The sequence below is a fragment of the Maribellus comscasis genome (genome assembly GCF_009762775.1).
In the GTDB taxonomy this organism is placed as follows: Bacteria; Bacteroidota; Bacteroidia; order Bacteroidales; family Prolixibacteraceae; genus Draconibacterium; species Draconibacterium comscasis.
Map to the genome: position 1 here is coordinate 4,351,516 of NZ_CP046401.1, position 25,946 is coordinate 4,377,461.

Here is a 25,946-nt window from a genome sequence, read left to right on the forward strand (position 1 = left end):
CTTACACGGCATAGCAGTATACTTTCAATACGAATGATTTGAAGTAAGTTTTTCTTGCTTTATATTTGTTTAAAATCGAAATCAAATGATTCAACTAAAAGGCAGAACCCGGAATATTTTATTTATAGTTGGCGGAATATTTACCGTTTTTTTGATTTGGTATTTTAGTGCAATCGTTACTTATGTGCTTATTTCGGTTGTTCTTTCTTTTATTGGTCGTCCGCTTGTGCGGTGGCTGAGCGGGATTCACATTAAAAACATCAGAATTTCCAAAGGTTTGGCTGCATTTTTAACTCTGGTTGTGTTATGGATTGTTTTTATTTCCTTTTTTAGGTTTATCATCCCGCTTCTAATCAGTGAAGTTGAAACACTTTCACAAATCGATCTGGAAGCGCTGATCAATTCCATTGAAGAGCCAATCTCACATTTACTTGAGCTTACCGGTAGCAATACACTTTCTTTGGAGAACAAAACATTTATGGATGTACTGACAGAACAGTTGACTTCGGAGATAGATGTATCGAGGCTCTCCAATATTTTTGGAGTTGTGGCAGGTACGCTGGGTGAACTTTTAATTGCTTTTTTTTCCGTTTCCTTTATTACCTTCTTTTTTCTGAAAGAGAAAAATATGTTTCGCGAGGGCGTTTTGCTTATCGTTCCAACAGAAATGGAAGAGAAGGTGGCACATATAATGGACTCTATTTCCCATTTATTGCGACGTTATTTTATTGGCTTACTTTTCGAAGTTTTTATGGTCATGTTGCTCGATACCCTGGGATTAACCATTGTCGGAATTGAATTTAATCACGCCGTTGTAATTGGTTTATTTTGCGGAATGTTTAACGTAATTCCTTATCTGGGGCCATGGATGGGAGCTGCAGTTGGTCTGCTTATTGGTGCAGCGCTGAATATAAATGCCGATTTTATGAGCCATACGCTACCATTATTAGGATTTATGACCATTGTTTTCGCCTCTGTTCAGGTTATCGATAATGTATTATTTCAGCCGCTAATTTATTCCAGCAGCGTAAAAGCACATCCTCTTGAAATTTTTTTGGTGATCATGGCGGCGGGAAGCCTTGCAGGAATTTTAGGAATGATCCTGGCAATTCCGGTTTATACAATTCTCAGGGTTATCGCCAAAGAGTTCTTTGATAACCTGAAACTGGTGAGGAAACTTACTGAGAAATTAGAAAACGAAAAAAATGTTGAATAAAGGTAGAGTTTAAAATTGTAAATTTTATTTCCTGTTAATTTGCCACTCCCTTTTTTTTATTCAATTGTTGAATTTGTTGAAATTCAGAAAAGATGATCTGATGAGTTTGATATTATGTAAACATTTGTTGGTTTTGGAGTAAGTTTATTTTAAATTAATGTTCATTTAATTTGAAAAGAATCCTGATTTTAATTATCTTTTCTACAAGTTTTTAGGCTTTTTCTGAAACCTTTGCAGATGTAGTTTGTTAAATCTTATGTTTTATTGGACAGGCCTTTGTTTTAATGCTAAACTGGACAGAATGAGAAATTTTTTTCGTGGGAGATTAGGTACAAAAAAAGTATCCTTTCGTATTCTTCTTGTTGTTTTAATTATTCCTTTTTTTTATGTAAAATTTGCTTATTCACAGGATGATTCCGCTTTGGTTTTGGAAAGTAGTACGGTTGCTGAACAACCAGACGACACCACGGGGAGTCAAAATTCTGAAAATGAGGCAATAATTCCGGAAAAGGACAGTGCTCATTTATCAGAGACTGATAGTGCTGCTTCCGGGCATGAAGAAACTACTGCAACTCCCGGTGAAATTGATCACGCTGTGTCAGAAGGGCATGAAATTGATGAAGTAAAAAGAGGAGAGCGTTTTTTTCGCGGGCTTTTACCTTTCAGAAGTGAAAGTCAATCCTGTGTTTCATGCCATAACATCCGGCAGGTTGATACGCTAAACTGGAATCCTTCAGCGCACGATATCGCCGTAAAATATGCACATATGGATTTTGCTGCTTTTCAAAATGCAGTTATGAATCCAACCGGAGTTAAAATACAAGCGTCACATCAAAATTTTGAATTAACCGAAGACGATCTGCGGACAGTAAAATCGTTTTTGGATAATATGGCAGCGGAAGGGCCAGGTACTTCGAAACCCAGTTACAATAATTTAATTCTGTTTTTATTTTTAGGTTTGTTACTGACCTGGGCAATCATCGAATTAATTTTCCTTAAAAAAATAAAGTGGAAGTTTATTCCTGTTATTCTGCTTATCGGAGCATTTGGCTGGCAAATAAAAATGATAGTAACGGATGCTATTCGTCTGGGACGTCAGGAAAATTACGCTCCCGATCAGCCGGTAAAATTCTCACATGCTGTACATGTAGGCGAAAATGGGATTGACTGTATGTATTGTCATACTACTGTTGAGCAGGGAAAATCTGCAGGGATTCCTGCGGCCAATCTTTGTATGAATTGTCATATTATTATCCGGGAAGGTACAAACAGTGGGAAATTTGAAATTTCCAAAGTTGTGGAGGCCAATGAAACGGGGCAGCCGATCGAATGGACACGCATCCACAATCTCCCTGATCATGTGTTCTTTAGCCACGCCGTGCATGTTGGCTCTGCACAACTCGACTGTGCAACCTGTCATGGTCCGGTTGAAGAAATGGATATTATGCGTCAGCACAGCGACCTTTCGATGGGATGGTGTATCAATTGCCACAGGGAAACACAGGTGAATTTTGAAGAGAATGACTATTACGATCAATATATCAAATTACATGAAGATTTGAAGGCGGGAAGAATTGATACCATAACCGCCGAGGATATTGGCGCTAACGATTGTATGCGTTGTCACTATTAAAATTGTAAAAACAAAAGTTTGTAAGTTCAGACTATGGTAAAATATTGGAGAAGTTTAGACGAATTAAAAGATCCGGTAGCATTTAAAAAGAACGAGCTAAAGCTTGAAGTCGACACCAAAAGGGAGTTGTTCAAAAAAGAGTCGGCTTCGTCGAGGCGCGATTTCCTGAAAACTTTTGGTTTTAGCGTTGCAGCAGCGGCGGTTGTTGCGAGTTGTAAAAAACCGATTGATAAAGCAATTCCCTATCTGATAAAGCCCGAGGAAGTTACTCCAGGGATGGCCAATTATTATGCATCAACCTATTTTGATGCAAATGAATATTGCAGTGTATTGGTGAAAGTACGTGATGGCCGTCCGATAAAGATTGAAGGAAATAATTTGTCTTCTGTTTCTCAACAGGGAACCACAGCACGGGTGCAGGCTTCGGTTCTGAACTTATACGATGACGCGCGGTTTAAAACTCCTCTAAAACAAAGAAGTGCAACTGCCTGGGAAGAAGTGGATGCTGAAATCGTTCAGAAACTTGCGGAATTAAAAGCCGAAAACAGAAAAGTGGTTTTATTGACCTCAACCATTATATCTCCTTCAACAAAAAAGGTAATTGGTGAATTTCTTAAAGAATATCCAAATGCTGAGTGGCTGCAATATGATGCTGTATCGGCAACAGGAATTTTAAAGGCGAATCAGGCAAGTTTTGGAAAGGCTTTCCTTCCGGATTACCATTTTGAAAAAGCAAAGGTAATTGTAAGTTTTGGTGCCGATTTTCTCGGAACGTGGCTTTCGCCGGTGGAATATACAAAGGCTTATACTGCCGGAAGAAGGGTTTTGGAAGCTTCGGACGAAATGAATCGTCACTACCAATTCGAAACAGGGATGACTGTAACCGGTTCGAATGCAGATGTGCGTTTTCCGGTTAAACCTTCAGAAGAAGCTGTAATTATTGCCGATTTGTATAATCAGTTGCTCTCCGCAAAAGGTATGGCACCAGTGTCTGGTCAAAAATCTTCGGTTGATTTATCCGGCCTGGTTGAAGACTTAATTGAAAATGAAGGAGAATCGCTGGTGGTTTCGGGCAGTAATGACGAGAATGTGCAAATTATTGTAAATGCAATAAATAATTTATTAGGGAATTATGGCTCCGCTATTTCCCTGAAAAAAACATTAAATACCCGCCAGGGACTGGATGATGAGTTCGAGTCTTTTCTCTCTGAACTGAACTCAGGCAATGTTTCCGGAGTTTTGTGTTGGGGAGTAAATCCGGTGTACAATCACCCCAAAGGAGAAACGATAAAAACGGCCCTGGAAAATATTTTTCTGTCGGTTTCTTTTGCTGACAGAAAGGATGAAACAACTGTTGCCTGTCAGTTTGTTTGCCCTGAACCACATTATCTGGAAGCATGGAACGATGCTGAACCCAAATCAGGGGTATACAGTTTGGCGCAGCCTACCATTCCAAAATTGTTCGACAGCCGGCAGCCACAGGAGTCGTTGGCGAGATGGAGTGGGACGGAGTCTCCCGATTTTTACACGTTTCTGAAAAACAATTGGGAGAATGAAATATTTGCTCAGCAAGATGAATTTGCAAATACGCAAATGTTTTGGAATGACGCCCTGCAAAAAGGAGTTTTTGAATCAGAACAGGAAATCTCTCAAAATATAAGTTACAGTGAAAATGGATTAGAAAATGCACTTTCTGCAATCCAACCTGCATCGACAGGTTGGGAAATTGCATTTTATGAGAACATGGGAATGGTGAACGGCAGCTTTGCCAACAATCCGTGGCTACAGGAATTACCCGATCCTATTGCTAAAATTAGCTGGGATAATTTTGCTGCTGTGCCGGTAAAATGGGCAGAAGAAAACGGAGTTGCCAACGAAAGTGTTATCACGGTTAATGGTGTTGAATTACCTGTTTTTGTGCAACCGGGACAGGCGCCCGATACGATTTCTGTTGCGTTGGGCTACGGACGTCTGGTTGCCGGGAAGGTAGGTGAAGGAGTGGGTAAAAATATGTTTGCCCAAACAGTTGTCGAAAATGGCGCAAAAAAATTCTGGCTTACAGGAGCTGAAGTGGTAAAAACGGAGAAGAGTTACAAACTGGCGCTTTCACAAACTCATCATTCCATGGAAGGAAGACCGATTGTTCGCGAAACAACTTATGATGAGTGGAAGATCGATCCGGCTTCAGGTAACGAAAAACATGAGGAGGTGGAAGACCACCACGTTACACTCTACCCGGAGCCTGAGTTTAAAGGGCATCATTGGGGGATGGCTGTTGATTTGAGTTCATGTATCGGTTGCGGAAACTGCACAATTTCCTGTCAGGCTGAAAACAATATTCAGGTGATTGGGAAGGAACAGGTTCGAAATCGCCGGATTATGCACTGGATAAGGGTAGACCGCTACTTTTCAAACGATGCTGAAAACCCTGAAGTATATCACCAGCCGGTAATGTGTCAGCATTGCGATAACGCACCTTGCGAAAATGTGTGTCCGGTATCAGCTACACCGCACAGCGAGGAAGGATTAAATCAAATGGCCTACAACCGTTGCGTAGGAACAAAATATTGTGTGAATAACTGTCCGTACAGAGTTCGTCGCTTTAACTGGTTTCAGTACATCAACAATGATGAGTTTGATTATGCATCAAACAGCGAGTTGGGAAGAATGGTATTGAATCCTGATGTAACAGTGCGTTCACGTGGTGTAGTAGAAAAATGTTCTTTCTGTGTTCAGCGGATTCAGGAGAAAAAGGCGCAGGCAAAAGTGGATGGCCGTCCGATTGAAGATGGCGAAATTCAGCCGGCTTGTGTCCAGTCTTGTCCGGGTAATGCACTCGTTTTTGGCGATTTAAACAATCCGGAAAGTAAAATTTCCAAATTGTTTAAGAACGAAAGAAACTATCATTTGCTTGAAGAGCTTCACACACTTCCTTCAGTAGGATATTTGACAAAAGTAAGAAACAAAAAAGCTTAAATAAAAGCCTATGTATAAAACAGAGGTACGCGGTAAATTAATAGATGGCGATAAAAGTTTTTCGCAGATTTCGCGGGAGATTACGGCTCCTATTAACGATAAAACACCGCTTTGGTGGTATGCCGCATTTTTAATTAGTTTGGGGATGTTTGGATTTGGCTTATATGCCAAATATATTACGGTTACAAAAGGGATTGGAACCTGGGGAGTAAATAACTCCATTGCCTGGGGCTGGGCCATCATTAATTTTGTGTGGTGGATTGGAATCGGACATGCCGGTACCGCGTTTTCCATTTTTCTGTTGATTTTAAGGCAGAAATGGCGTACCGCGATTAACCGGGCTGCAGAAGCAATGACCGTTGTGGCTGTTTTTTGCGCAAGTTTATTTCCTTTACTCCATATGGGACGACCCTGGTTGTTTTTCTATATTTTTCCATATCCAAATACGCGGGGTCCGCTTTGGGTGAATTTTAATTCGCCGCTTTTCTGGGACTTTGTTGCAATTTCGGCTTATCTGCTTATCTCAGCAAGTTTCTGGTATTTTGGGATGGTTCCTGATTTTGCAACGATTCGCGATACCACAAAATCAAAAATTAAAAAAGCGGTTTATGGTTTTTTCTCGTTTGGATGGACCGGCTCGAGCAAAGAATGGTTACGTTTTGAAGGTTTGAGTTTTGTTCTGGGGGGAATTGCTGCGGTACTGGTAGTATCCGTTCACTCCATTGTATCAACCGACTTTGCCGTTTCGGTTGAACCGGGCTGGCACACAACTATTTTTCCACCCTATTTTGTTGTAGGGGCAATTTTCTCTGGTTTTGCCATGGTGCTGACCCTAGTTGTGCTGATGCGGGTTTTATATAAATTAAATGATTTTGTTACTGATTCTCATATCGATGCAGTTTGCCGGATTCTGATTTTTATTTCACTGATAATGGGAACTGCTTATATGACAGAAATATTTTTAGCCTGGTATTCAGGTTCTGAATATGAGATATATACCTTTTTCAAAAACAGGATTTTTGGTGAATATGCTTTTCAGTTTTGGGCCATGTTTATTTCCAATGCTATTGTTCCGCAGTTGTTTTGGTTCAAAAAAGTACGCCAGAAAATGTGGATGGTTTTTGTAATTTCTATCATTATCAACATTGGAATGTGGTTTGAAAGGTTCAATATTGTAATTACTTCGCTGAGCCATGATTATTTGCCTGCAAACTGGGCAACCTATTCACCGAGCTGGGTTGAAGTTGGATTTTTTGTAGGAACATTGGGAATGTTTATCGCTGGTGTTCTATTGTTTTTTCGCTTTATCCCGATTATTGCCATTTCTGAAATTAAAAGTGTGGCCAAGTTTAATAAGCCACGCAAAGATCACTTAAAACATGCCGGTCATGAATAAAGAGAAGTATATGTTGGGTGTTTTTAACGACGAAGACAGTCTTGTTGAGGCCTTTGAAAAAGTAAAAGCCAGAGGCATTTTACCCGTTGAAGTGTATACTCCTTATCCTATTCATGAAATTTTGGAGGGGATGGAGAAAAAAACAAGGATTACGCATGCTGCATTTTTTTATGGTTTGTTTGCGGCGCTTGGTATTTTAGGCTTTCTTTATTATGCTGCGGTTATCGACTGGCCTCTTCAGTATGGAGGAAAACCATTTAATTCATTTCCTTCATTTATTGTGGTTACCATTGTGGCCACTATTCTTTCCATTACTTTGCTTACACTTTTTACTTTCTCTGTGCGGGCGAAAATCTTTCCCGGAAAAAAGGCGGAGATTTTTCATGAGCGGGCGACTGACGATAAATTTGTGATGGTACTGGATAAAGATAGTCTGGGAGAAAATGCCGCAGAGATAGATTCAATTATTAAAGAGCACGGAAAAATTGAATAACTTTTATTGATTATGAAGAATACCACATATATAGGATTATTCAGCTTACTTTTTATTTTTTTGGCTTCGTGTGATTACAACCGACGGACCACGGGCTGGGAATATGGTCGCGACATGGCACACTCTGCAGCTTATGAAAGTTACACACCCAATTCCAATTTTTCGGATGGTAAAACCATGCAACCCCCTGTGGAAGGAACAATCCCACGGGGAATGGTCCCCTACGTTTTTGAAAAAACAGATGAAGACAGGGCATTGGCAGCGCAAACACTGATGAATGAATTGGAACCGACTCCTCAAAATCTGGAACGTGGAAAAAGAATGTATGGTATTTACTGTATGCAATGTCATGGCGAAAAAGGAGACGGACAGGGAGCGTTGTATGTCAATAAAAAATATCCTTATCCGCCAGCCAGTTTGTTGAGTGAAAAAATGCTGGCCAATCCGGAAGCCGATATTTATCATGTTATAACAGTTGGTTTTGGTGTTATGGGAGAACATGGTTCGATGATAAAACCCGAAGATCGCTGGAAAATAGCGATGTATATTAAAAAGGAATTACAGTAGAAGCATACCGAATAAGAGAAAAATAACCGGTTATGGAGAACAAATTAGTTGTATCGAATAAATTTAAAATGCTCACATATGTATTAATTGGCATAGGTGTGCTTTCATTTATACTGGGTTTTATTTTTGATGCAAAAAGAACCTGGGCAAATTATCTGCTAAACAATTATTATTTTTTAATGCTGGCTATTGGAGCTGCTTTTTTTGGAGCTATTCAGTATATCGCAAATGCAGGTTGGTCGGCAGCGTTCAAGCGAATTCCCGAAGCGATGGTTGCCTATATCCCTTTTGCCGGAGTATTTTTTCTGATTATGTTTTTTGGAATGCACTCTATTTTTGAATGGACACATGATGAGGTGGTTCAACACGACCATTTGCTTCAACATAAATCACCCTATTTAAACATTCCTTTCTTTTTTGCACGGGTTGTTGTATTCTTTGGAGCATGGACATTGCTTTCAAAATATTTAAGGAAGATTTCTTTAAAGGAAGATGAGGTTGGCGGAATGGAATATTTTCATAAATCTGAATTTTATTCAAAGGTGTTTATTTTTGTCATCGCTTTTTCCTTTAGCATTTTTGCAGTCGACATGTTAATGTCGCTTGAACCGCACTGGTTTAGTACTTTGTTTGCCGGAAAAAGTTTTATTGCTGCATTTTTACACGGCTCTTCAGTAATAACATTAATTATAATTATACTTGCCAGAACAGGCCATTTTGATTTGTTGAACCGCAGCCATTTACATGATTTTACACGCTACATATTCATGACAAGTATAATTTGGGGTTATTTTAATTTCGCCGAGTTTATGCTCATTTGGTATGGAAACATCCCCGAAGAAACGTCCTGGTTTGTTCACCGCTGGGATGGTGCATACAAAGTTTTATTCTTTGCAAATATTTTAATCAATTGGTTTATACCTTTCATAGTATTGATGCCAAGAAAAACATCACGAAGTAAACTGATAATTACACCTGTTATTATTTTACTAATGATTGGTCAATATACCGAATTATATTACATCATTTGGCCGGCAACCGTGCATGAAGCAAAATTTGGGCTACTGGAAATCGGGACATTTATCGGTTACCTTGGATTGTTTGCATGGGTTGTTTCAACCTGGTTGGCAAAAGCAAATCTGGTTCCGAAAAATCATCCCTATATGGAGGAAAGTGTTTATCATCATTTTTAGAAAAAGGAAAATTTGTTTAGTTTTTTGTTGTTGTCAATTCATGGTCGCCGCGAAGCATTTTAATACAGTTTCGCATCGTCCTGAAGTTATGATAGTTGATTTTCCAGTCTGAACCTTTTGGGGCTGAAACTTGTTCAGGACTTTTGTCAATTCCTTCTGAATACCAACCTTTGTGTTTATGGTCAATTTGAAAGGTTTGGATGTATTCCCACTGTTTATCAAAATATTCCCTGTATTTGGGTTCATCCGGGAAAAGTTTTGACATCAGCAGCAAAGCATTCATAGCTTCAGCCTCGCTCCACCAAACCTTTGCATTGTGCATAATCGTTATGGTATCGGAACCTTGAAAATAATAGCCACGATCATAAATTCCGCCTTTTTTTTCGTCCCAACCGTTGTCAATGGTGTGATCGACCATTTTTTTGGCCAATGCAAGTGTTTTTTTATCAATTTTCCCGTAAAGAGAGTGTGCCGCTTCCAGCAACAGGAAGCCGGTTTCAATATCATGTCCGAAAGAAACATGGTCGGTGGAAAGATTTTGCCGGATTATTTCCTCTGTAGAATCCCTGAATGAAATGGGTGTAAAATCTCTTTCCAGGAAAAGCGTGAGATAGCCTTTGGGTGTTACTATTTTTTCTGAAATTAAATTAAACACTTCGTTAAGCCGGGTTTTAACCAATCCATCCGGCCAAACTTTATACAATTCAGTTAATGCCTCCAGAACGTGAATCGAAGTATTTTGATCTTTCTGACTCATTCTTTTATAATCCGGTAATTCTTCGGGACGTTCAACCGGAGTTTCCTCCATTCTCGCTATACTAAGGGGATTTCCATTTCTCTCCAGATTATTGAAATATCCCGAATACACCGGGTCGTGACTATACTTTTCCAACCACAAAAAGGTCTGTTTTGCCAACTCCAACGCTTCTTCATTTTTGGTTAGATTATAATAAGCCATCAGGGCATAAATACCAAATGCATTTCCGTAGGCCATTTTTGCGCCACCAAAATTTGTGGTACCAGGCTCTCCTTCGCGGTTCAGGGTGGTATAAAAACCTCCGTATTGCTTATCCCACATTTTGTTTTGCAGGAATTGAAATGCATGATCAGCAGTTTCCCGGTATTTATCATTTTGATAGAACATTGCTGCTTCAGAAAGTGTCCACAAGTGGCGGGTTTGGGTAACAATCATTTTATTTTGCGGCCCACTGGGCTGCCAGTCGAATGTAAAATTGCTCAGAAAGCCCCCATACACGGAGTCGATTGAACGGGGATACCAGGCATCCAGAATTTCGGTTTGAAGCGACAAGTTTAGTTCCTCTGTTAATGCTTTGTCTGAATTTGTTTTTTGGGAACAGCTAAAAGCAAGCGTTAACATGAACGGTATAAAAAGGACTGTCTTTTTCATCTTTTTGGTTTCGTTCGGTTTCTACACGAAATATACAAAATTAAAAGGTGTATAAAGATTTATAGTACACTCAATCCGTTGAGAATATTGATTCATCTTTTTATTCTAAAAGCAAAACTTCTGTAGGAACCATCATGCTTTATAAACATGTATGCCGGGAAAAGAAGGGATTCCTTCGGGATTACAAACCTTTAAATGGTATGTCCACCAGCTTACATCTGGTACCGTATAAATATAGCGACCTTATCTGTTTTTATTGAAGCTTTTTATATTTTCAGCATCGGGAAAATCTTCATTTTTTTTGAATATCTTTTACTACATTTTATTTGACACCAGCAAATAATTTAAATTAGAAATGTCTTTTTGGGATATTCAATAAAACACCTATACATGATTTTATCGAATAATTGATTGTCAGTATCTTTTTTAGAAAAACAGGGTTCGTCGGTAAAAACATGATGTTTACCAGATTTAAATTTGAATTCAATAAATTGTTCTGCTATTTTTAGAACCTTATAATTTGTAACTATTGAGTTAAAAAAGTTACCTATTTCTAAAACAAATTTTATGGAGATTTTTAGCGCTAGAAATGTTGATAAAACTTTTGCCACCACAAAAGCTTTGTCGGATGTAAGTATTTCGGTAAACGAGCAAAGTATTTTCGGATTGCTTGGTCCAAACGGAGCAGGAAAAACGACACTAATCAGGATCATTAATCAGATTACCGCCCCTGACAGTGGGGAAGTACTTCTGGAAGGCCGTAAAATGAAAGCCTCAGATGTTGCCCGGATTGGATATTTGCCCGAGGAACGTGGTTTGTACAAGAAGATGAAAATCGGTGAACAAGCCATTTACCTTGCGCAATTGAAAGGGTTGAGCAAACAGGAGGCCACCAGAAACCTGAAACATTGGTTTGAAAGGTTTGAAATAATGACCTGGTGGAACAAAAAAGTGGAAGAACTTTCAAAAGGAATGGCTCAAAAAGTACAGTTTATTACTACCGTAGTCCACAAACCCAGGTTGCTTATTTTTGATGAACCCTTTAGTGGCTTCGACCCGATTAATGCCAATCTCTTAAAACGTGAGATATTAAATTTGAGAGATGAAGGGGCTACAATTATTTTTTCAACGCACAACATGGAGTCGGTTGAAGAACTTTGCGATCATATTGCGCTGATAAATAAATCAAAAAAAATTGTTGACGGCCCAACCGATGAAATTCGGGAGAAATACAAACAGAATATTTTTGAAGTAAAATACAAGGGGGAGTTCGAAGAGGTTGAAAAGGCACTTGGACAAAAAATGAAAATACTCGGACATGCTGAAAGTGAAAAAGAAAACCAACTTACGGTACAATATTTAAACGGTGATTCAAATAATAAGCTTATTCAGCAATTGCTTCCCGTGGCCGAAATCATCTCGTTTGAAGAAATTATTCCAAGCATGAATGATGTATTTATTACCGCTGTTGAAGAATCAAATAAAAAGTAAATCAGTTTAAGATGAATAAAACACTACTAATATTAAAACAGGAATATTTAAAACGGGTAAAGAAAAAATCGTTTATTGTTCTTACACTGCTGGTGCCGTTTCTTTTCGCGGGAATGTTTGCACTTATTATTTTTCTTTCCATTAATAACGATAAAGAAGAACGGACTATTGCAGTATACGATGAGTCGCAATTGTTTTTGGGTGAACTGGAACAGCAAGGCTACACAACCTTCCATTTTATACCCGAGGAAGAATATAATGAGTTGAAATCGAATTTAAAAGAGAGTGATTTTTACGCCTTGTTGTACATCCCCGCAAATATATATTCTGCAAATGTTGCCCAGCTCTTATCGGTAAAACAGGTTCCTATCGAATTAAGCGAACAAATTGAGCGAAAACTAAGTCGTTTTATCGAGAATGACAAACGCCAAAAAGTGGTGGAAGAGACCCGGATTCCGGATTTGGAAGACAGGCTGGCAGGAACCAAAACCAGTATAAAACTCAATACGCTTAAAATATCGGAATCGGGAGAAACCAAAAAAAGTTCTTCGACTATTGCGTTTATTGCCAGTTACGCTATGGGTTTTATCATTTACTTTTTTGTATTTATGTATGGTTCTATGGTAATGCGGAGCGTGATGGAAGAGAAAAAGAACCGGATAATCGAAGTAATCATTTCGTCCGTAAAACCGATGCAGCTAATGGCAGGAAAAATAATCGGGACAGCGCTGGTTGGTTTAACACAGGTAGGAATCTGGATTGTTTTAGGTGCAGTTGCTCTGGGAGTTGTTCAGGGATTGTTTACTCCTGAATCGGCTCAGCAAATGGGACAAAGCATTATGGAGTCGCAGTCTGCTATGAGTCCGGCGGCATCTCAAATGGCTGGACAAAGTCAGGTAACTGAAGTTTTGGAAATGATTGGCAACCTGAATCTGCCGTTAATTCTATTCTCTTTTGTGTTCTATTTCCTTGTGGGATATCTGATGTACAGTTCTTTGCTGGGAGCAGTTGGAGCAGCAGTCGACAGCGACGAAGATGCACAGCAATTGGTTTTTCCGGTTACCATACCGCTAATTCTTTCCATCATGTTGTTATTCCCCATTGCTAAAAATCCCGAAGGGCCTGTGGCCTTCTGGGGCTCAATTATTCCGTTTACATCTCCGGTTTCGATGTTGGCCAGGGTGCCCTACGGAATTCCTACCTGGGAGCTTTTACTTTCTATGTTTTTACTTGTTTTGGCAACTGTTGGAGCAATCTGGGTAGCGGCTAGAATCTACCGTACCGGTATTTTAATGTATGGTAAAAAAGTAAACCTCAAAGAATTGATAAAGTGGTTGCGATATAAAAGTTAATTTTTTTGAAACAATTTAAAGCGATTCTTGTTTCTAAGTTAGAATTTGTAAAAGTTGAGTATATTGCAGTGAATGAAAAACACGAAAATAAATACCTGCATGTGTTGCTGTATCCCGGGTTTCAGGGAAGGTACTTTTCGTGGATAGATTGTGAAAATAAGTAAAATAATTTATACGAAAGCCTTCCTGATTTCAGGGAGGCTTTTTTTATACCGATTTTAAAATTACAAATATGAAAGCAAATAGTATTTTAGAGACTATTGGAAATACCCCACATGTCCGGTTAAGCAGGTTGTATCCTTCGGAATACGAAGTTTGGGTGAAAGTGGAAAAAACAAATCCGGGAGGAAGTATTAAAGACAGAATTGCCTTGTCGATGATTGAGGACGCCGAAGCCAAAGGAATTTTAAAACAAGGATCGACAATTATTGAACCCACTTCCGGAAACACTGGAATTGGGTTGGCGCTTGTTGCTGCTGTAAAAGATTACCGGCTGATTTTAACCATGCCCGAATCGATGTCGATTGAACGGCGTAAAGTTTTAACAGCTTTAGGCGCCGAGTTGGTGTTAACTCCACGTGAGAAAGGAATGAAGGGAGCTATTGCAAAGGCAGAGGAACTTTCATCAGAGATTCAGGATTCGTGGATTCCTTTCCAGTTTTCAAATCCTGCCAATGTTGATGCGCACCGGAAAAATACAGCTTTCGAAATTGTGAATGATTTTCCTGATGGACTGGATTATTTAATCACCGGTGTTGGTACAGGCGGACATATTACCGGAGTGGCAGAAGTTTTAAAACAGCATTTTCCGAATATAAAAGTTTTTGCTGTTGAACCCGACGGAAGCCCGGTGATTAGTGGTGGCGACCCGGGACCACATCCCATTCAGGGTATTGGAGCGGGATTTATTCCTGATAACCTAAACACTGATTTGCTGGACGGGACAATTCAAATTTCAAAAGAAGAAGCTTTTGAATATGCAAAAAAAGCAGCACTGAAAGAAGGTTTGTTTGTAGGTATATCCTCCGGCGCTTCTCTGGCTGCTGTGGCCAAGAAAATAAAAGAAATACCGGAAGGCTCAAAAATTCTTACGTTTACTTACGATCATGGTGAGCGCTATCTTTCTGTTGATGACTTGTATTAATTGTTAAGAGTATTAAATTTTGGATATAATTCAACTTTAAACTCCTTAAACTGTTTTATTCAGCAAATACTTAAATAAAAATTATTATGGCAAAAATAACTCTGAAAGGAAATGAGATTCATACGGTTGGAGAACTCCCCGGTGTAGGTGATACCGCAAAAGACTTTACCCTGGTTAAAAGTGATTTATCGCGTGTAAATTTGAGCGATTTTAAAGGCTCAAAGATTATAATGAATATTTCGCCAAGTATTGATACAAGCACGTGTGCAACTTCAGTTGTAAAATTCAATAAAGCGGCCACTGATCTGGAAAACACAAAGGTCCTGTATATTTCAAGAGATTTACCTTTTGCGCAGGCCCGTTTTTGTGGAGCAGAAGGAATAGAGAATGTAATTACTTTGTGTGATTTATCCGGTGACTTTGGAAAAGATTACGGACTGGAAATTGCAGAGGGCCCTATGCAGGGCTTACATTCGCGCGTATTAATTGTTTTGAATGAAGAGGGAAAGGTTCTGTTTACACAACAAGTTCCTGAAATTGTGGTTGAACCTGATTATGAGGGTGCGTTAGAGGCGGTTAAGTAGAATTTATTTATGAAATAACCTCCTTCCTACACCTGCTGTCCAAAATTTTGTAAGCCTTTAATTTGTATCGGATTGTCTTTGTCCAATTTTTTCAAACAAAGGTTTGGAAAAGTTGTTATTGAATTTAATGAACAAAAAAAACGGAGTAAGGTGTATGTTTCTCCGGTAACGTGTTCAGAATAATTAGAAAACAATGTAATATGAAGAGTAAATTATCGGTATTTATAGGCGGAGTAGCTGCCGGAATAGTGGTTCCTTTTTTGGTAATATTGTTTGTATTACCTGGGCAGATGTTTATTGTGAATGAAAGTAAACTTGGGTTTGATGAGACTTTGCAAACGATTGAAGAATCGGTAAAAGAGAATGGCTGGAGTATGCCGCATCAGTACAATTTACAGGCCACAATGCAGAAAAATGGATTTGATGTGCAGCCAGTGAAAGTGATTTCTTTATGTAATCCGGTACATGCGCATGAAATTTTAAAAGGAGATAATGAAAGAATGGTTTCAGCCTTAATGCCTTGTCGTGTTGCTGTTTATGAGAAAAATGGAAAGACTTATGTTTCCATGTTGAATGCCGGTTTATTTTCAAAATTTTTAGGCAATAAAGTCAGCGAAGTGATGAATGTTGCTACAAAAGAAAATCTAAAAATTTTAGAACCTGTAATAAACAATTAAAATGAAAAAGTATTTGTATGTTTTTGTGGTATTGGCATTTGTTGCATGTCAGCCGGCAAACAAAGAAAAAAAATCGGGACAGGATCAGCCGGCGAATGCTGAATTGGTTGAGACCATTGTAAATGTCGGAGGAATGCATTGCGATATGTGCGTAAATTCTATCGAAAAAGGAGTCAACGAATTGGAAGGAATAAGTTTTGTAAAGGCAAACCTGGAAGATTCTACGGCAGTTGTAAAATACGATGCCTCGAAAACCGATTTAGCCCATATTGAAGCTGCAATTGAAAAACGCGGGTATTCAATAAAAAAGGGGTCGTAGCTTTTTGCAAGAGTCTTTTCGCGGGTTCAATTCTTCATTTATCTGTAATTTTCGTCGATTGGCAGAAAAAAAGGTTACAAATAGAAATGATTTATCTATTTTAGACTTGCCATAACATATTAAACAATGAGTCAGAAAAATTACAGAAACAATTTGGTTTTAAACGATAAAACTTCAAGCTGGCATGTTAATGTCAGAGTTTTGTCGTCAGAAAAAAACATCAACCGAAAGATGAATTTCGGGACAAAGATTTGGAAAATTAAAGTTATTTTGAATTAAATAAAAAAGCATCAGCGAAAACTGATGCTTTTTTATTTGTTGTTGCTGCTACTTAATATTCATTCCAGCCTTTAATCGTAATATCTTCAATGTTGTATTTACAAATTCCGTAAATAAAGGCACTTGCCACCCGCGCATTGGTAATAAGCGGAATATTAAAATCAATTGAATTCCTGCGGATTTTATAGCCGTTTTTTAATTCCCTTTTTGTATAATTTTTTGGAATATTTATCACCAAATCAATTTTTTTCTCTTTTAAATATTCTATGGTATTCGGATGCCTGTCTTCTTCATCAGGCCAGTGCAACAAGGTGTTTTCTATTCCATTATCCGAGAAGAAACGGTGCGTTCCCTCCGTAGCGAAAATATTGTATCCTTTTTCTTTTAACAATCTGGCACTTTCCAGCAATTCTATTTTACCTCTCGACGGACCGGATGAAATCAAAATGTTCTTTTTGGGGAAATTATAACCCACAGAAAGCATCGATTTCAAAATAGCTTCGTAATAGCTTTCTCCAATACAGGCAACTTCTCCTGTAGAAGCCATATCGACCCCCAAAACAGGATCGGCATTTAATAAACGCGCAAAGGAAAACTGAGGTGCTTTTACTCCTACATAATCCAGCTCGAACAACGACTTATCGGGTTTCGGAACATCGATTCCCAGCATCACTTTTGTTGCAATTTCAATCAGGTTAATTTTCATCACCTTTGAAACAAAGGGGAAACTCCGCGATGCCCGGAGGTTGCATTCGATGACTTTGATATCATTGTCTTTTGCCAAAAACTGCATGTTAAATGGGCCGGTAATTTCAAGCCCTTTGGCCGTTTGGCGTGCAATCTTTTTTACTCTTCTGATGGTTTCCACGTACAGTTTCTGCGGAGGAAAAACGATGGTCGCATCACCCGAATGAACTCCTGCAAATTCAACATGTTCAGAAATGGCGTAAGCAACAATTTCTCCTTTATTGGCTACTGCATCAATTTCAATTTCCTTGGCCTGTTCGATAAACTCAGTAACAACCACCGGGTGTTCTTTTGATACATTGGCAGCCATTTCGAGGAAATGTTCCAACTGGTCGGGGTTGGAAACCACATTCATCGCAGCGCCGGATAAAACATACGACGGACGAATAAGCACCGGATAACCCACTTCATCTACAAATTTGTGAATTTCATCAATGGTTGAAAGTCGTGCCCAGCGAGGTTGATCCACTTTCAGTTCATCCAAAAGTGAAGAGAATTTTTCACGATCTTCTGCATTGTCAATTTTAAGAGGAGAAGTTCCCAGAACCGGAACATTTTGTCCGTGCAGTTTCATGGCGAGGTTGTTCGGAATCTGGCCACCCATTGAAACCACAACTCCGTAAGGATTTTCCAAATCGAAAACATCCATTACCCGCTCAAAAGTCAGTTCGTCAAAATAAAGCCGGTCGCAGATATCATAGTCTGTACTAACGGTTTCCGGGTTGTAGTTGATCATCACCGAACGGTAATTTTCTTTTTTGATGGTTTCCACTGCATTTACACTACACCAGTCAAATTCTACCGAACTTCCAATCCGGTAAGCCCCGGAGCCAAGAACGATTACTGATTTATTATCGTTGTAAAAATCAATATCGTGTTCGGAGCCGTTGTGCGTAAGATACAGGTAGTTGGTTTGTGCCGGATATTCCCCCGCCAGCGTATCTATTTGTTTTACTACCGGAACAATACCGTTTGCTTTTCTGTATTCCCGCACCCGCAACAAATCTTCATGAATATTTTTGTTCGGGCTGTTTATCACGAGTCTGGCAATTTGAAAATCAGAAAATCCGGCTTGTTTTGCAATCTTTAATAAATCAACCGGCAGTTCTTCCAGTTTTTCAAATTTCAGCAATTCCTTTTTTATCAGGAAGATGTTTTTTAGTTTTTGTAAAAACCAACGGTCAATTTTTGTTTTATCGTAAATTTCATCAACAGAAAATCCTTTATTAAATGCTTCGGCAATGGCAAAGATCCTTCTGTCAGTCGGATTTGAAAGTTCCTCTTCAATTTCCTGAATATTGATTTCATCCCGGTTTCCAACAAAACCATGCATTCCCAATCCAACCATTCGGATACCCTTTTGAATGGCTTCTTCAAAGGTTCGGCCGATTGCCATGATCTCACCCACACTCTTCATGGAGCTTCCTATGTTTTTGGAAACGCCAATAAATTTATTCAAATCCCAGCGTGGAATTTTTACGACACAATAATCGAGTGCCGGCTCAAATGCTGCCGTTGTAACTTTTGTGACCGAGTTTTTCAACTGGTGTAAACCATATCCTAGTCCCAGCTTGGCAGCCACAAACGCCAGCGGGTAACCCGTTGCTTTTGATGCCAGTGCCGATGAACGCGATAAGCGGGCATTTACCTCAATAACCCGATAATCTTCTGAGTACGGGTCGAGCGCAAACTGAACATTACATTCACCGACGACACCAACCCGGCGGATAATTTTGATTGAAATTGCACGCAGCTTATGGTATTCAGCATTCGATAGTGTTTGCGACGGAGCAACAACAATACTTTCACCGGTATGAATCCCCAGCGGATCAAAATTTTCCATATTACACACTGTAATACAGTTATCGTATTTGTCGCGAACCACTTCGTACTCGACTTCCTTCCACCCTTTTATTGATTCTTCAACTAAAATTTGGGGTGAATAGGAAAACGCTTTTGATGCAAGTGCTTCCAGTTCTTCTTCATTTTCACAGAAACCACTACCTAATCCTCCCAGTGTGTAGGCCGCCCTGATAATAATAGGAAATCCTACCTTTTGTGCCGCTGCTCTTGCTTCCGACATATTTGAAGCTGCGATACTTTGTGGGGTCTTTACATTGATTTCACCCAGCATTTTGGCAAAAATATCGCGATCTTCTGTATCAATTATCGACTGAACCGGCGTTCCAACAACTTCAATGTTGTATTTTTCCAGGACACCGGATTCAAACAGAGCAACTCCGCAGTTCAGCGCGGTTTGTCCTCCGAAAGCAAGCAAAATACCTTGTGGTTTTTCCTTTTTGATAACCTCTTCAACAAAAAAGGGTGTAACCGGGAGGAAATAAATTTTATCGGCAATATTCTCTGAGGTTTGAATCGTAGCAATATTCGGATTGATGAGTACGGTTTCAACACCTTCTTCTTTGAGTGCTTTTAACGCCTGTGAACCGGAATAATCAAATTCTCCGGCCTCTCCGATTTTTAATGCCCCCGAACCGAGGATGACTGCTTTTTTAATATGTGTTTCTATCATGGTAATTTTTTATTTTCTAATTCCCCAATCCTTTGTACTTTTTGATGTTGTCGATAAAGTCATCAAACAAAAATTCCGTATCAGTAGGCCCACTTGAAGCTTCCGGGTGAAACTGTGTGGAAAAGAATGGTTTGCTTTTATGTTTTATACCCTCGTTTGTGTTATCGTTGGCATTGGTGAAAAGTATTTCCCAGTCAGGTGGAAGGGTTTCAGTTTCAACAGCGTAACCATGGTTTTGCGAGGTGATATAACAACGGTTTGTATTTTTCAGGATTACCGGTTGGTTATGACTCCGGTGTCCGTATTTTAATTTGTAGGTTTGAGCGCCGGCAGCCAATGCCAAAAGCTGGTTTCCCAAACAAATTCCCATAACCGGTTTGTCTTCCTCAACAATTTGTTTTATATAGCCTACTGTTTCCATGCACATGGCCGGGTCGCCCGGACCGTTGGAAATAAAAACACCATCGTAGTCTTCCTTTGTAAAATCATAATCCCACGGAACTCTGATTACTGTAGCATCTCTGTCAAGCAAACAGCGGATAATGTTGTTTTTTACACCACAATCTACCAGTACAACGCGGTGTTCACCGTCTCCATATTCTTCCCTATTGATACAACTTGCTTTCGCAACCAGATTTTCCAGGTTTGGGTCGTAAAAATCGATGGTTTCGTTTTCAAACTCAATTTTTCCTAACATCGATCCTTTTTCACGTAAAATTTTTGTTAAGGCTCGTGTGTCGATGTCGAAAAGACCCGGAACTTCGTATTCTTTGAGCCAGTCAGACAAACTTTTTTGAGCATTCCAATGGCTGAACTCAAAGGAATAATCCGAAATTATTAACCCGCTAATGTGTAATTTGTGAGATTCGTAAAACTTATGAATTCCATTTTCTTTTGAATCAAACGGGACACCATAATTTCCAATCATCGGGTAGGTCGATACCAGAATCTGTCCTGTATATGATGGGTCTGTCAAACTCTCCGGGTAGCCGGTCATTGCTGTGTAAAAAACAACTTCGCCAGCTACCGAATTTTCACTTCCAAACGATTTTCCTGTAAAAACAGTCCCGTCTTCCAGGGTGAGTTTTGCTTGTTTTACTTTTAACATTTTCAGTTGTTCTATTAAAAAAAATGCGTTTCCACTAAAAATAGTTTAAACGCATTTTTCTTCAGTCTTTTTATAAATAACTACTAACTTTTCTCCCATTGAAATTAAAATGATGTTATTAAAATCATTTCTCCGACAAAAATAGTAATATTTCTTAAACAATTGGTTTGTTTTTTAATAAAAATGAATAATTTTGCAAAGAAAATGAATATTTATTCATAATGAAAAAAAAGGTAGAAAGGCAACTTGAAATCAGAAAAATAATTTTGAATGGCAAGGTTCACAGCCAGGAGGAATTATTGATGCAGCTGAGAAAAAACGGCTTTGAATTAACGCAGGCAACATTGTCGCGTGATTTAAAAGTTTTGCAGGTTGCCAAAGTGCCACATCCTACTAAAGGATATATATATACCGTTCCGGGAGCAGAAAAGGAAGAGGTTTCAAGTGAAAGAAACCGTGTTAACTTTTTGGCTGACGGATTTAAAGATATTCAATTCTCAGGCAACCTGGCTGTAGTAAAAACATCACCCGGTTATGCCAACAGTATTGCCGCTGTGATTGACAAAGCCGAGCCCTGGGAGATTATCGGGACGGTTGCAGGAGACGATACAATTCTTCTTATTCAGAGAGAAGGAATTGCAAAAACAGATTTAGTAAATGCGTTAATAAATGTAATGCCCAATTTGAGGGGCAAATTGTAATATTTAATTTGATGAAGGAATTAAACAATATCAGGGTAGAAGTTGCAAGTGAAAAACATATTAAATATGTAGACCAGATAAATGATGCCATTGATGTAGCTTCAAAACACCGTGGAACAGGTATTGCACGCCGTTCTCCGGAATATTTAACTGCAAAAATAACAGATGGAAAAGCTATTTTGGCACTCGACGGTGATAGATTTGCCGGATTCTGTTATATAGAAACCTGGGGAAACAAAGGTTTTGTAGCCAATTCAGGATTAATTGTTGTGCCCGAATACAGAGGTTATGGACTGGCAAAAGCAATAAAACACAAAGCTTTTGAGCTTTCTAGAAAAAAATATCCGAATGCCAAAATCTTTGGCCTGACCACTGGTTTGGCGGTGATGAAAATTAACCATGAGTTGGGATACCGCCCGGTTACTTTCTCGGAGCTGACCACTGATGACATGTTTTGGAACGGTTGTAAAGGGTGTGTGAATTACGATATTTTGATGCGTACGGAACGAACGAAATGTTTGTGTACCGGAATGCTGTATGATCCGGCGTGGGAAAATAAGGAAAAAGTAAACGGCAATGCGGTTAAAAAACGCAGTTTGATGGATATTATTCAGAAAATAAAACCTAAGGCAGGATTTAAAAAACAACTGGAAATCAACAATAACAAAGAAACAACCAAAGAGTAACGGAGCGCTAATTAGTATAGATATTTTTTATACAGACAGCAAAATAAATGAATAGTTTTAAAATTGGATTTGGGCGTCTTCGTTGCTCTTTATAAGATATTTATCATGAGTAAAAAACTGGTTTTAGCATTTAGCGGAGGTTTAGATACCTCTTTTTGTGTAAAATATTTAAAAGAAGAAAAAGGCTTTGAAGTTTACACCGCAATTGCAAATACAGGTGGTTTCTCTGACGGGGAACTAAAAAAGATTGAGGAAAAAGCATATAAACTTGGTGCAAAGGAACATGTTACTCTCGATGTAACAGAAGAATACTATCAGAAATGTATTCGGTACATGGTTTACGGAAATATCCTCAGAAACAATACATACCCGATTTCTGTAAGTTCCGAACGTGTTTTTCAGGCCATTGCAACCATCGACTATGCAAAAAAAATCGGAGCCGCTTATATTGCACATGGTAGTACAGGTGCGGGTAATGATCAGGTTCGTTTTGATTTGACCTTTCAGGTTTTGGCACCGGAGATTGAGATCATCACACCTATCCGGGATTTAATGCTAAGTCGCCAGGAAGAAATTGATTTTTTGCAGAAGCACGGTGTGGAAGAAGATTTTATCAAAATGCAATATTCCATTAACCAGGGACTGTGGGGAACCAGTGTGGGAGGAAAAGAAACATTAACTTCTTCCAAAGGATTACCAAGTGAAGCTTATCCAAGTCAGCTCGAAAGCAGTGATGAAAAAGTAATTGAACTTGGTTTCGAAAAAGGCGAATTAAAAACCATTGATGGAAAAACTTTTGAAAGCGGGCCCGGGGTCATTCAGGCTCTGGAAGAAATAGCATCAAAATATGCAATTGGGCGCGATATTCACGTTGGAGATACTATCATTGGAATAAAAGGCCGTGTTGGTTTTGAGGCCGCCGCTCCGATGTTAATTATCAAAGCCCATCATTTACTGGAAAAACATACACTTACAAAATGGCAGATATATTGGAAGGAACAGCTTGCCAACTGGTACGGTATGTTTTTGCACGAAGCGTTATATCATGAACCAGTGATGCGCAATATGGAAACATTCCTTGAATCAACACAGGAAAATGTTACCGGGAAAGTTTTTATAAAATTGAAACCATATCATTTCGAATTGCAGGGCATTGAGTCAGAACACGATTTAATGAATTCGGGATTTGGCGAGTACGGGGAGACTGTAAAAGCCTGGACTGGTGATGATATCAAAGGATTTACCAAAATATTATCCAATTCGTTAAAGATTTATAGTTCAGTAAACAAGAAAATATAAAAAACGGATGATTAAAGTTGGAATTATTGGAGGAGCCGGTTACACTGCCGGAGAGTTGTTGCGAATTTTACTAAATCATCCTCAGGCAGAAGTTACATTTGTTCAGAGTTCCAGTAACGCCGGAAATTTGATTTCTGATGTGCATGTTGATTTATTAGGTGAAACGGATATTGAATTTACGGAAGAATTGCCTTTTTCAAAGGTCGATGTGATTTTTCTTTGTATGGGGCACGGCAAATCAAAAGAATTTATGGAAACAAATCAACTTCCGGATTCTTTAAAAGTTATTGATTTAAGCCATGATTTCAGATTAAAAAGAAAAGGTAATGATTTTGTTTACGGTTTGCCGGAACTCAACAGGGAAGAAATAAAAGTTGCAAAAAATATAGCAAATCCGGGATGTTTTGCCACCGGAATTCAGTTGGCATTGTTACCGCTTGCCGCTGAAGGTTTGTTGAAGAATGGAGTGCACATTCAGGCCATTACCGGTTCAACAGGTGCAGGCCAAAAACCAACAGAAACATCGCATTTTAGTTGGCGAAATAACAATCTTTCTGCATATAAAATTATGGAGCATCAGCACGAAGGCGAGATTTTACAAAGTTTAAAACAATTGCAGCCTTCATTTGCCAATGATTTTAATTTTGTTCCGATTCGGGGAAATCACACCCGTGGGATTTTTGTTGCCGCCTATACCCGGTTTGATGGCTCGGAGGAAGAAGCAAAAAAAATATATCAGGACTTTTACAACGAACATCCGTTTGTATTTGTAAGCCATGAAAATCCCGGAATGAAACAGGTGGTTAACACCAACAAGGGAGTTATCTATTTGGAAAAACATAATAATAAATTGGTAATAATTAGTTTAACCGACAACCTGATAAAAGGAGCTTCCGGTCAGGCAGTTCAGAATATGAATTTGATGTTTGGACTGGATGAAAGAACAGGATTGAATTTAAAACCCGTTGCATTTTAGTTATGAATTTATTTGATGTATATCCGCTTTTTAATATTACCCCGGTAAAAGCAGAAGGATGCTATGTCTGGGATTCTGAAGGGAAAAAATATCTCGATTTGTATGGCGGTCATGCTGTAATTTCAATCGGACACAGTCATCCGCATTATGTTGAAAAAATTTCCAGCCAGCTTTCACAAATTGGTTTTTATTCCAACTCTGTTCAAAATCCTTTACAAAAGGAGTTGGCTGAAAAACTGGGAGAAGCCTCAGGATACCCTGATTATCAGCTTTTCCTTTGTAATTCAGGTGCAGAAGCCAATGAAAATGCAATAAAACTGGCTTCGTTTGTTACAGGCAAAAAGAAATTTATCAGCTTTAAAAAAGGATTTCACGGGCGTACTTCCGCCGCAGTTGCATTAACCGACAATCCAAAAATTGTGGCTCCTGTAAATGAAACTGAAAATGCGATTATACTTCCGTTTAACGACATTCAGGCTGTAAAAACAGAACTGGAAAAAGGGGGAGTTGCCGCCGTTTTAGTGGAAGGAATACAGGGCATTGGTGGAATTCATGTACCCGGAAAACATTTTTTGGAAGAGCTGGGGCAACTATCAAAGAAATATGAGTTTCTGCTTATTCTGGATGAAATTCAGTCGGGCTACGGACGAAGCGGTAAGTTTTTTGCCCATCAGTATTTTGATGTTCACCCCGATATTATTACCACAGCCAAAGGAATGGGAAATGGCTTCCCGATTGGTGGAGTGATGATTCATCCTGATATTAAGCCCTGGTATGGAATGCTTGGAACTACATTTGGGGGAAATCATCTGGCTTGTGCTGCTGCCATTGCCGTATTGGATGTAATGAAGTCAGAAGAGCTTGTCCGGAATGCTATGGAAGTTGGAGAGTATTTGATAGACAGTCTTTCTCAATGGGATTTTGGGTTTGAAATCAGAGGGAAAGGTTTGATGATAGGTCTGGAATTCAAACAGGCAATAAAAGAAATCAGAAGCAAACTATTGTTTGAAAAAGGAATGTTTACCGGAGTTTCCGGTCAGAATATAATAAGGTTGTTGCCGCCTTTAAGTTTAAGTGTTTCAGAAGCAAATGATTTTTTAAACGCTTTTAAAAAGGTATTGACTGACACTTCTGTGTCGATGGTTGAAAAATAGTTTTCAGCCATAAC

22 protein-coding genes are annotated in these 25,946 nt (G+C 39.0%); 19 read left to right on the top strand and 3 right to left on the bottom strand.

Translation table 11 applies throughout. The annotated features are described in order from the left end of the window. The first annotated feature begins 85 nt into the window (after positions 1–85). The 7 genes from GM418_RS17160 (at position 86) to GM418_RS17190 (ending at position 9,474) form a co-directional block, all read left to right on the top strand. Positions 86–1,216 (top strand): AI-2E family transporter, encoded by a 1,131-nt coding sequence (locus GM418_RS17160; protein ID WP_158868482.1) that lies wholly within the window; start codon positions 86–88, stop codon positions 1,214–1,216. 301 nt (positions 1,217–1,517) lie between these two features. Beyond that, complete coding sequence (locus GM418_RS17165) at positions 1,518–2,849, top strand: cytochrome c3 family protein (protein ID WP_158868483.1); 1,332 nt, start codon at positions 1,518–1,520, stop codon at positions 2,847–2,849. Between the two features lie 33 nt (positions 2,850–2,882). Continuing rightward, complete coding sequence (locus tag GM418_RS17170; RefSeq protein ID WP_158868484.1) at positions 2,883–5,825, top strand: TAT-variant-translocated molybdopterin oxidoreductase; 2,943 nt, start codon at positions 2,883–2,885, stop codon at positions 5,823–5,825. A gap of 10 nt (positions 5,826–5,835) precedes the next feature. Then, entirely contained in the window at positions 5,836–7,221 is a 1,386-nt protein-coding gene (gene nrfD / locus GM418_RS17175; protein WP_158868485.1) for an NrfD/PsrC family molybdoenzyme membrane anchor subunit, read from the top strand. Next, positions 7,214–7,714: a DUF3341 domain-containing protein gene (locus GM418_RS17180; protein ID WP_158868486.1), complete on the top strand. Its 501-nt coding sequence runs from the start codon at positions 7,214–7,216 to the stop codon at positions 7,712–7,714. The genes nrfD and GM418_RS17180 overlap by 8 nt, the downstream gene beginning before the upstream one ends. A 12-nt stretch (positions 7,715–7,726) precedes the next feature. After that, positions 7,727–8,281, top strand: coding sequence for a c-type cytochrome (locus GM418_RS17185; RefSeq protein ID WP_158868487.1), 555 nt, complete (start codon positions 7,727–7,729; stop codon positions 8,279–8,281). A 32-nt stretch (positions 8,282–8,313) separates the two neighbouring features. Continuing rightward, a complete protein-coding gene (locus GM418_RS17190; RefSeq protein WP_158868488.1) occupies positions 8,314–9,474 on the top strand; it encodes a quinol:cytochrome C oxidoreductase in 1,161 nt (386 codons plus the stop codon). A 16-nt stretch (positions 9,475–9,490) separates the two neighbouring features. Here GM418_RS17190 and GM418_RS17195 read toward each other — a convergent pair whose 3' ends face one another. Then, positions 9,491–10,882 carry an AGE family epimerase/isomerase gene (locus tag GM418_RS17195; protein ID WP_217447506.1) on the bottom strand — a complete coding sequence of 464 codons (1,392 nt, stop codon included), beginning with the start codon at positions 10,880–10,882 and terminating at the stop codon, positions 9,491–9,493. 567 nt (positions 10,883–11,449) lie between these two features. On the opposite strand from GM418_RS17195, the gene GM418_RS17200 reads away from it, so the two are divergent. The 7 genes from GM418_RS17200 (at position 11,450) to GM418_RS17230 (ending at position 16,449) form a co-directional block, all read left to right on the top strand. Then, positions 11,450–12,373 carry an ABC transporter ATP-binding protein gene (locus GM418_RS17200; RefSeq protein WP_158868489.1) on the top strand — a complete coding sequence of 308 codons (924 nt, stop codon included), beginning with the start codon at positions 11,450–11,452 and terminating at the stop codon, positions 12,371–12,373. Between the two features lie 11 nt (positions 12,374–12,384). Further along, positions 12,385–13,725 (top strand): ABC transporter permease, encoded by a 1,341-nt coding sequence (locus GM418_RS17205; protein WP_158868490.1) that lies wholly within the window; start codon positions 12,385–12,387, stop codon positions 13,723–13,725. A gap of 5 nt (positions 13,726–13,730) precedes the next feature. Then, positions 13,731–13,889 (top strand): hypothetical protein, encoded by a 159-nt coding sequence (locus tag GM418_RS17210; RefSeq protein WP_158868491.1) that lies wholly within the window; start codon positions 13,731–13,733, stop codon positions 13,887–13,889. A gap of 68 nt (positions 13,890–13,957) precedes the next feature. Further along, positions 13,958–14,869: a cysteine synthase A gene (cysK, locus tag GM418_RS17215; RefSeq protein WP_158868492.1), complete on the top strand. Its 912-nt coding sequence runs from the start codon at positions 13,958–13,960 to the stop codon at positions 14,867–14,869. An 86-nt stretch (positions 14,870–14,955) separates the two neighbouring features. Continuing rightward, positions 14,956–15,453 carry a thiol peroxidase gene (tpx, locus tag GM418_RS17220; protein WP_158868493.1) on the top strand — a complete coding sequence of 166 codons (498 nt, stop codon included), beginning with the start codon at positions 14,956–14,958 and terminating at the stop codon, positions 15,451–15,453. A 200-nt stretch (positions 15,454–15,653) separates the two neighbouring features. After that, a complete protein-coding gene (locus tag GM418_RS17225; protein WP_158868494.1) occupies positions 15,654–16,130 on the top strand; it encodes a DUF302 domain-containing protein in 477 nt (158 codons plus the stop codon). 1 nt (position 16,131) lies between these two features. Continuing rightward, positions 16,132–16,449, top strand: a complete 318-nt coding sequence (locus tag GM418_RS17230) for a heavy-metal-associated domain-containing protein (RefSeq protein WP_158868495.1) — start codon at positions 16,132–16,134, stop codon at positions 16,447–16,449. Positions 16,450–16,780: 331 nt separating this feature from the next. Here the strand turns inward: GM418_RS17230 and carB are convergent, their stop codons facing one another. Together carB and carA are read right to left on the bottom strand one after the other, a co-directional pair. Continuing rightward, complete coding sequence (gene carB, locus GM418_RS17235; RefSeq protein ID WP_246222736.1) at positions 16,781–20,008, bottom strand: carbamoyl-phosphate synthase (glutamine-hydrolyzing) large subunit; 3,228 nt, start codon at positions 20,006–20,008, stop codon at positions 16,781–16,783. A gap of 16 nt (positions 20,009–20,024) precedes the next feature. Then, positions 20,025–21,116 carry a glutamine-hydrolyzing carbamoyl-phosphate synthase small subunit gene (gene carA / locus GM418_RS17240; protein ID WP_158868496.1) on the bottom strand — a complete coding sequence of 364 codons (1,092 nt, stop codon included), beginning with the start codon at positions 21,114–21,116 and terminating at the stop codon, positions 20,025–20,027. 221 nt (positions 21,117–21,337) lie between these two features. Between carA and GM418_RS17245 the strand changes: the two genes are divergently transcribed. The 5 genes from GM418_RS17245 to GM418_RS17265 all read left to right on the top strand — a co-directional run bounded on the left by GM418_RS17245 (position 21,338) and on the right by GM418_RS17265 (position 25,932). Next, on the top strand, positions 21,338–21,817 hold the full coding sequence (locus tag GM418_RS17245) for an arginine repressor (protein ID WP_158868497.1): 480 nt from the start codon (positions 21,338–21,340) through the stop codon (positions 21,815–21,817). An 11-nt stretch (positions 21,818–21,828) separates the two neighbouring features. Next, complete coding sequence (locus GM418_RS17250; RefSeq protein ID WP_246222737.1) at positions 21,829–22,503, top strand: GNAT family N-acetyltransferase; 675 nt, start codon at positions 21,829–21,831, stop codon at positions 22,501–22,503. 105 nt (positions 22,504–22,608) lie between these two features. Beyond that, complete coding sequence (locus GM418_RS17255; protein WP_158868498.1) at positions 22,609–23,802, top strand: argininosuccinate synthase; 1,194 nt, start codon at positions 22,609–22,611, stop codon at positions 23,800–23,802. A 7-nt stretch (positions 23,803–23,809) separates the two neighbouring features. Further along, complete coding sequence (gene argC, locus GM418_RS17260) at positions 23,810–24,778, top strand: N-acetyl-gamma-glutamyl-phosphate reductase (protein WP_158868499.1); 969 nt, start codon at positions 23,810–23,812, stop codon at positions 24,776–24,778. Between the two features lie 2 nt (positions 24,779–24,780). Further along, positions 24,781–25,932 carry an aspartate aminotransferase family protein gene (locus GM418_RS17265; protein ID WP_158868500.1) on the top strand — a complete coding sequence of 384 codons (1,152 nt, stop codon included), beginning with the start codon at positions 24,781–24,783 and terminating at the stop codon, positions 25,930–25,932. The last annotated feature ends 14 nt before the right edge of the window (positions 25,933–25,946 follow it).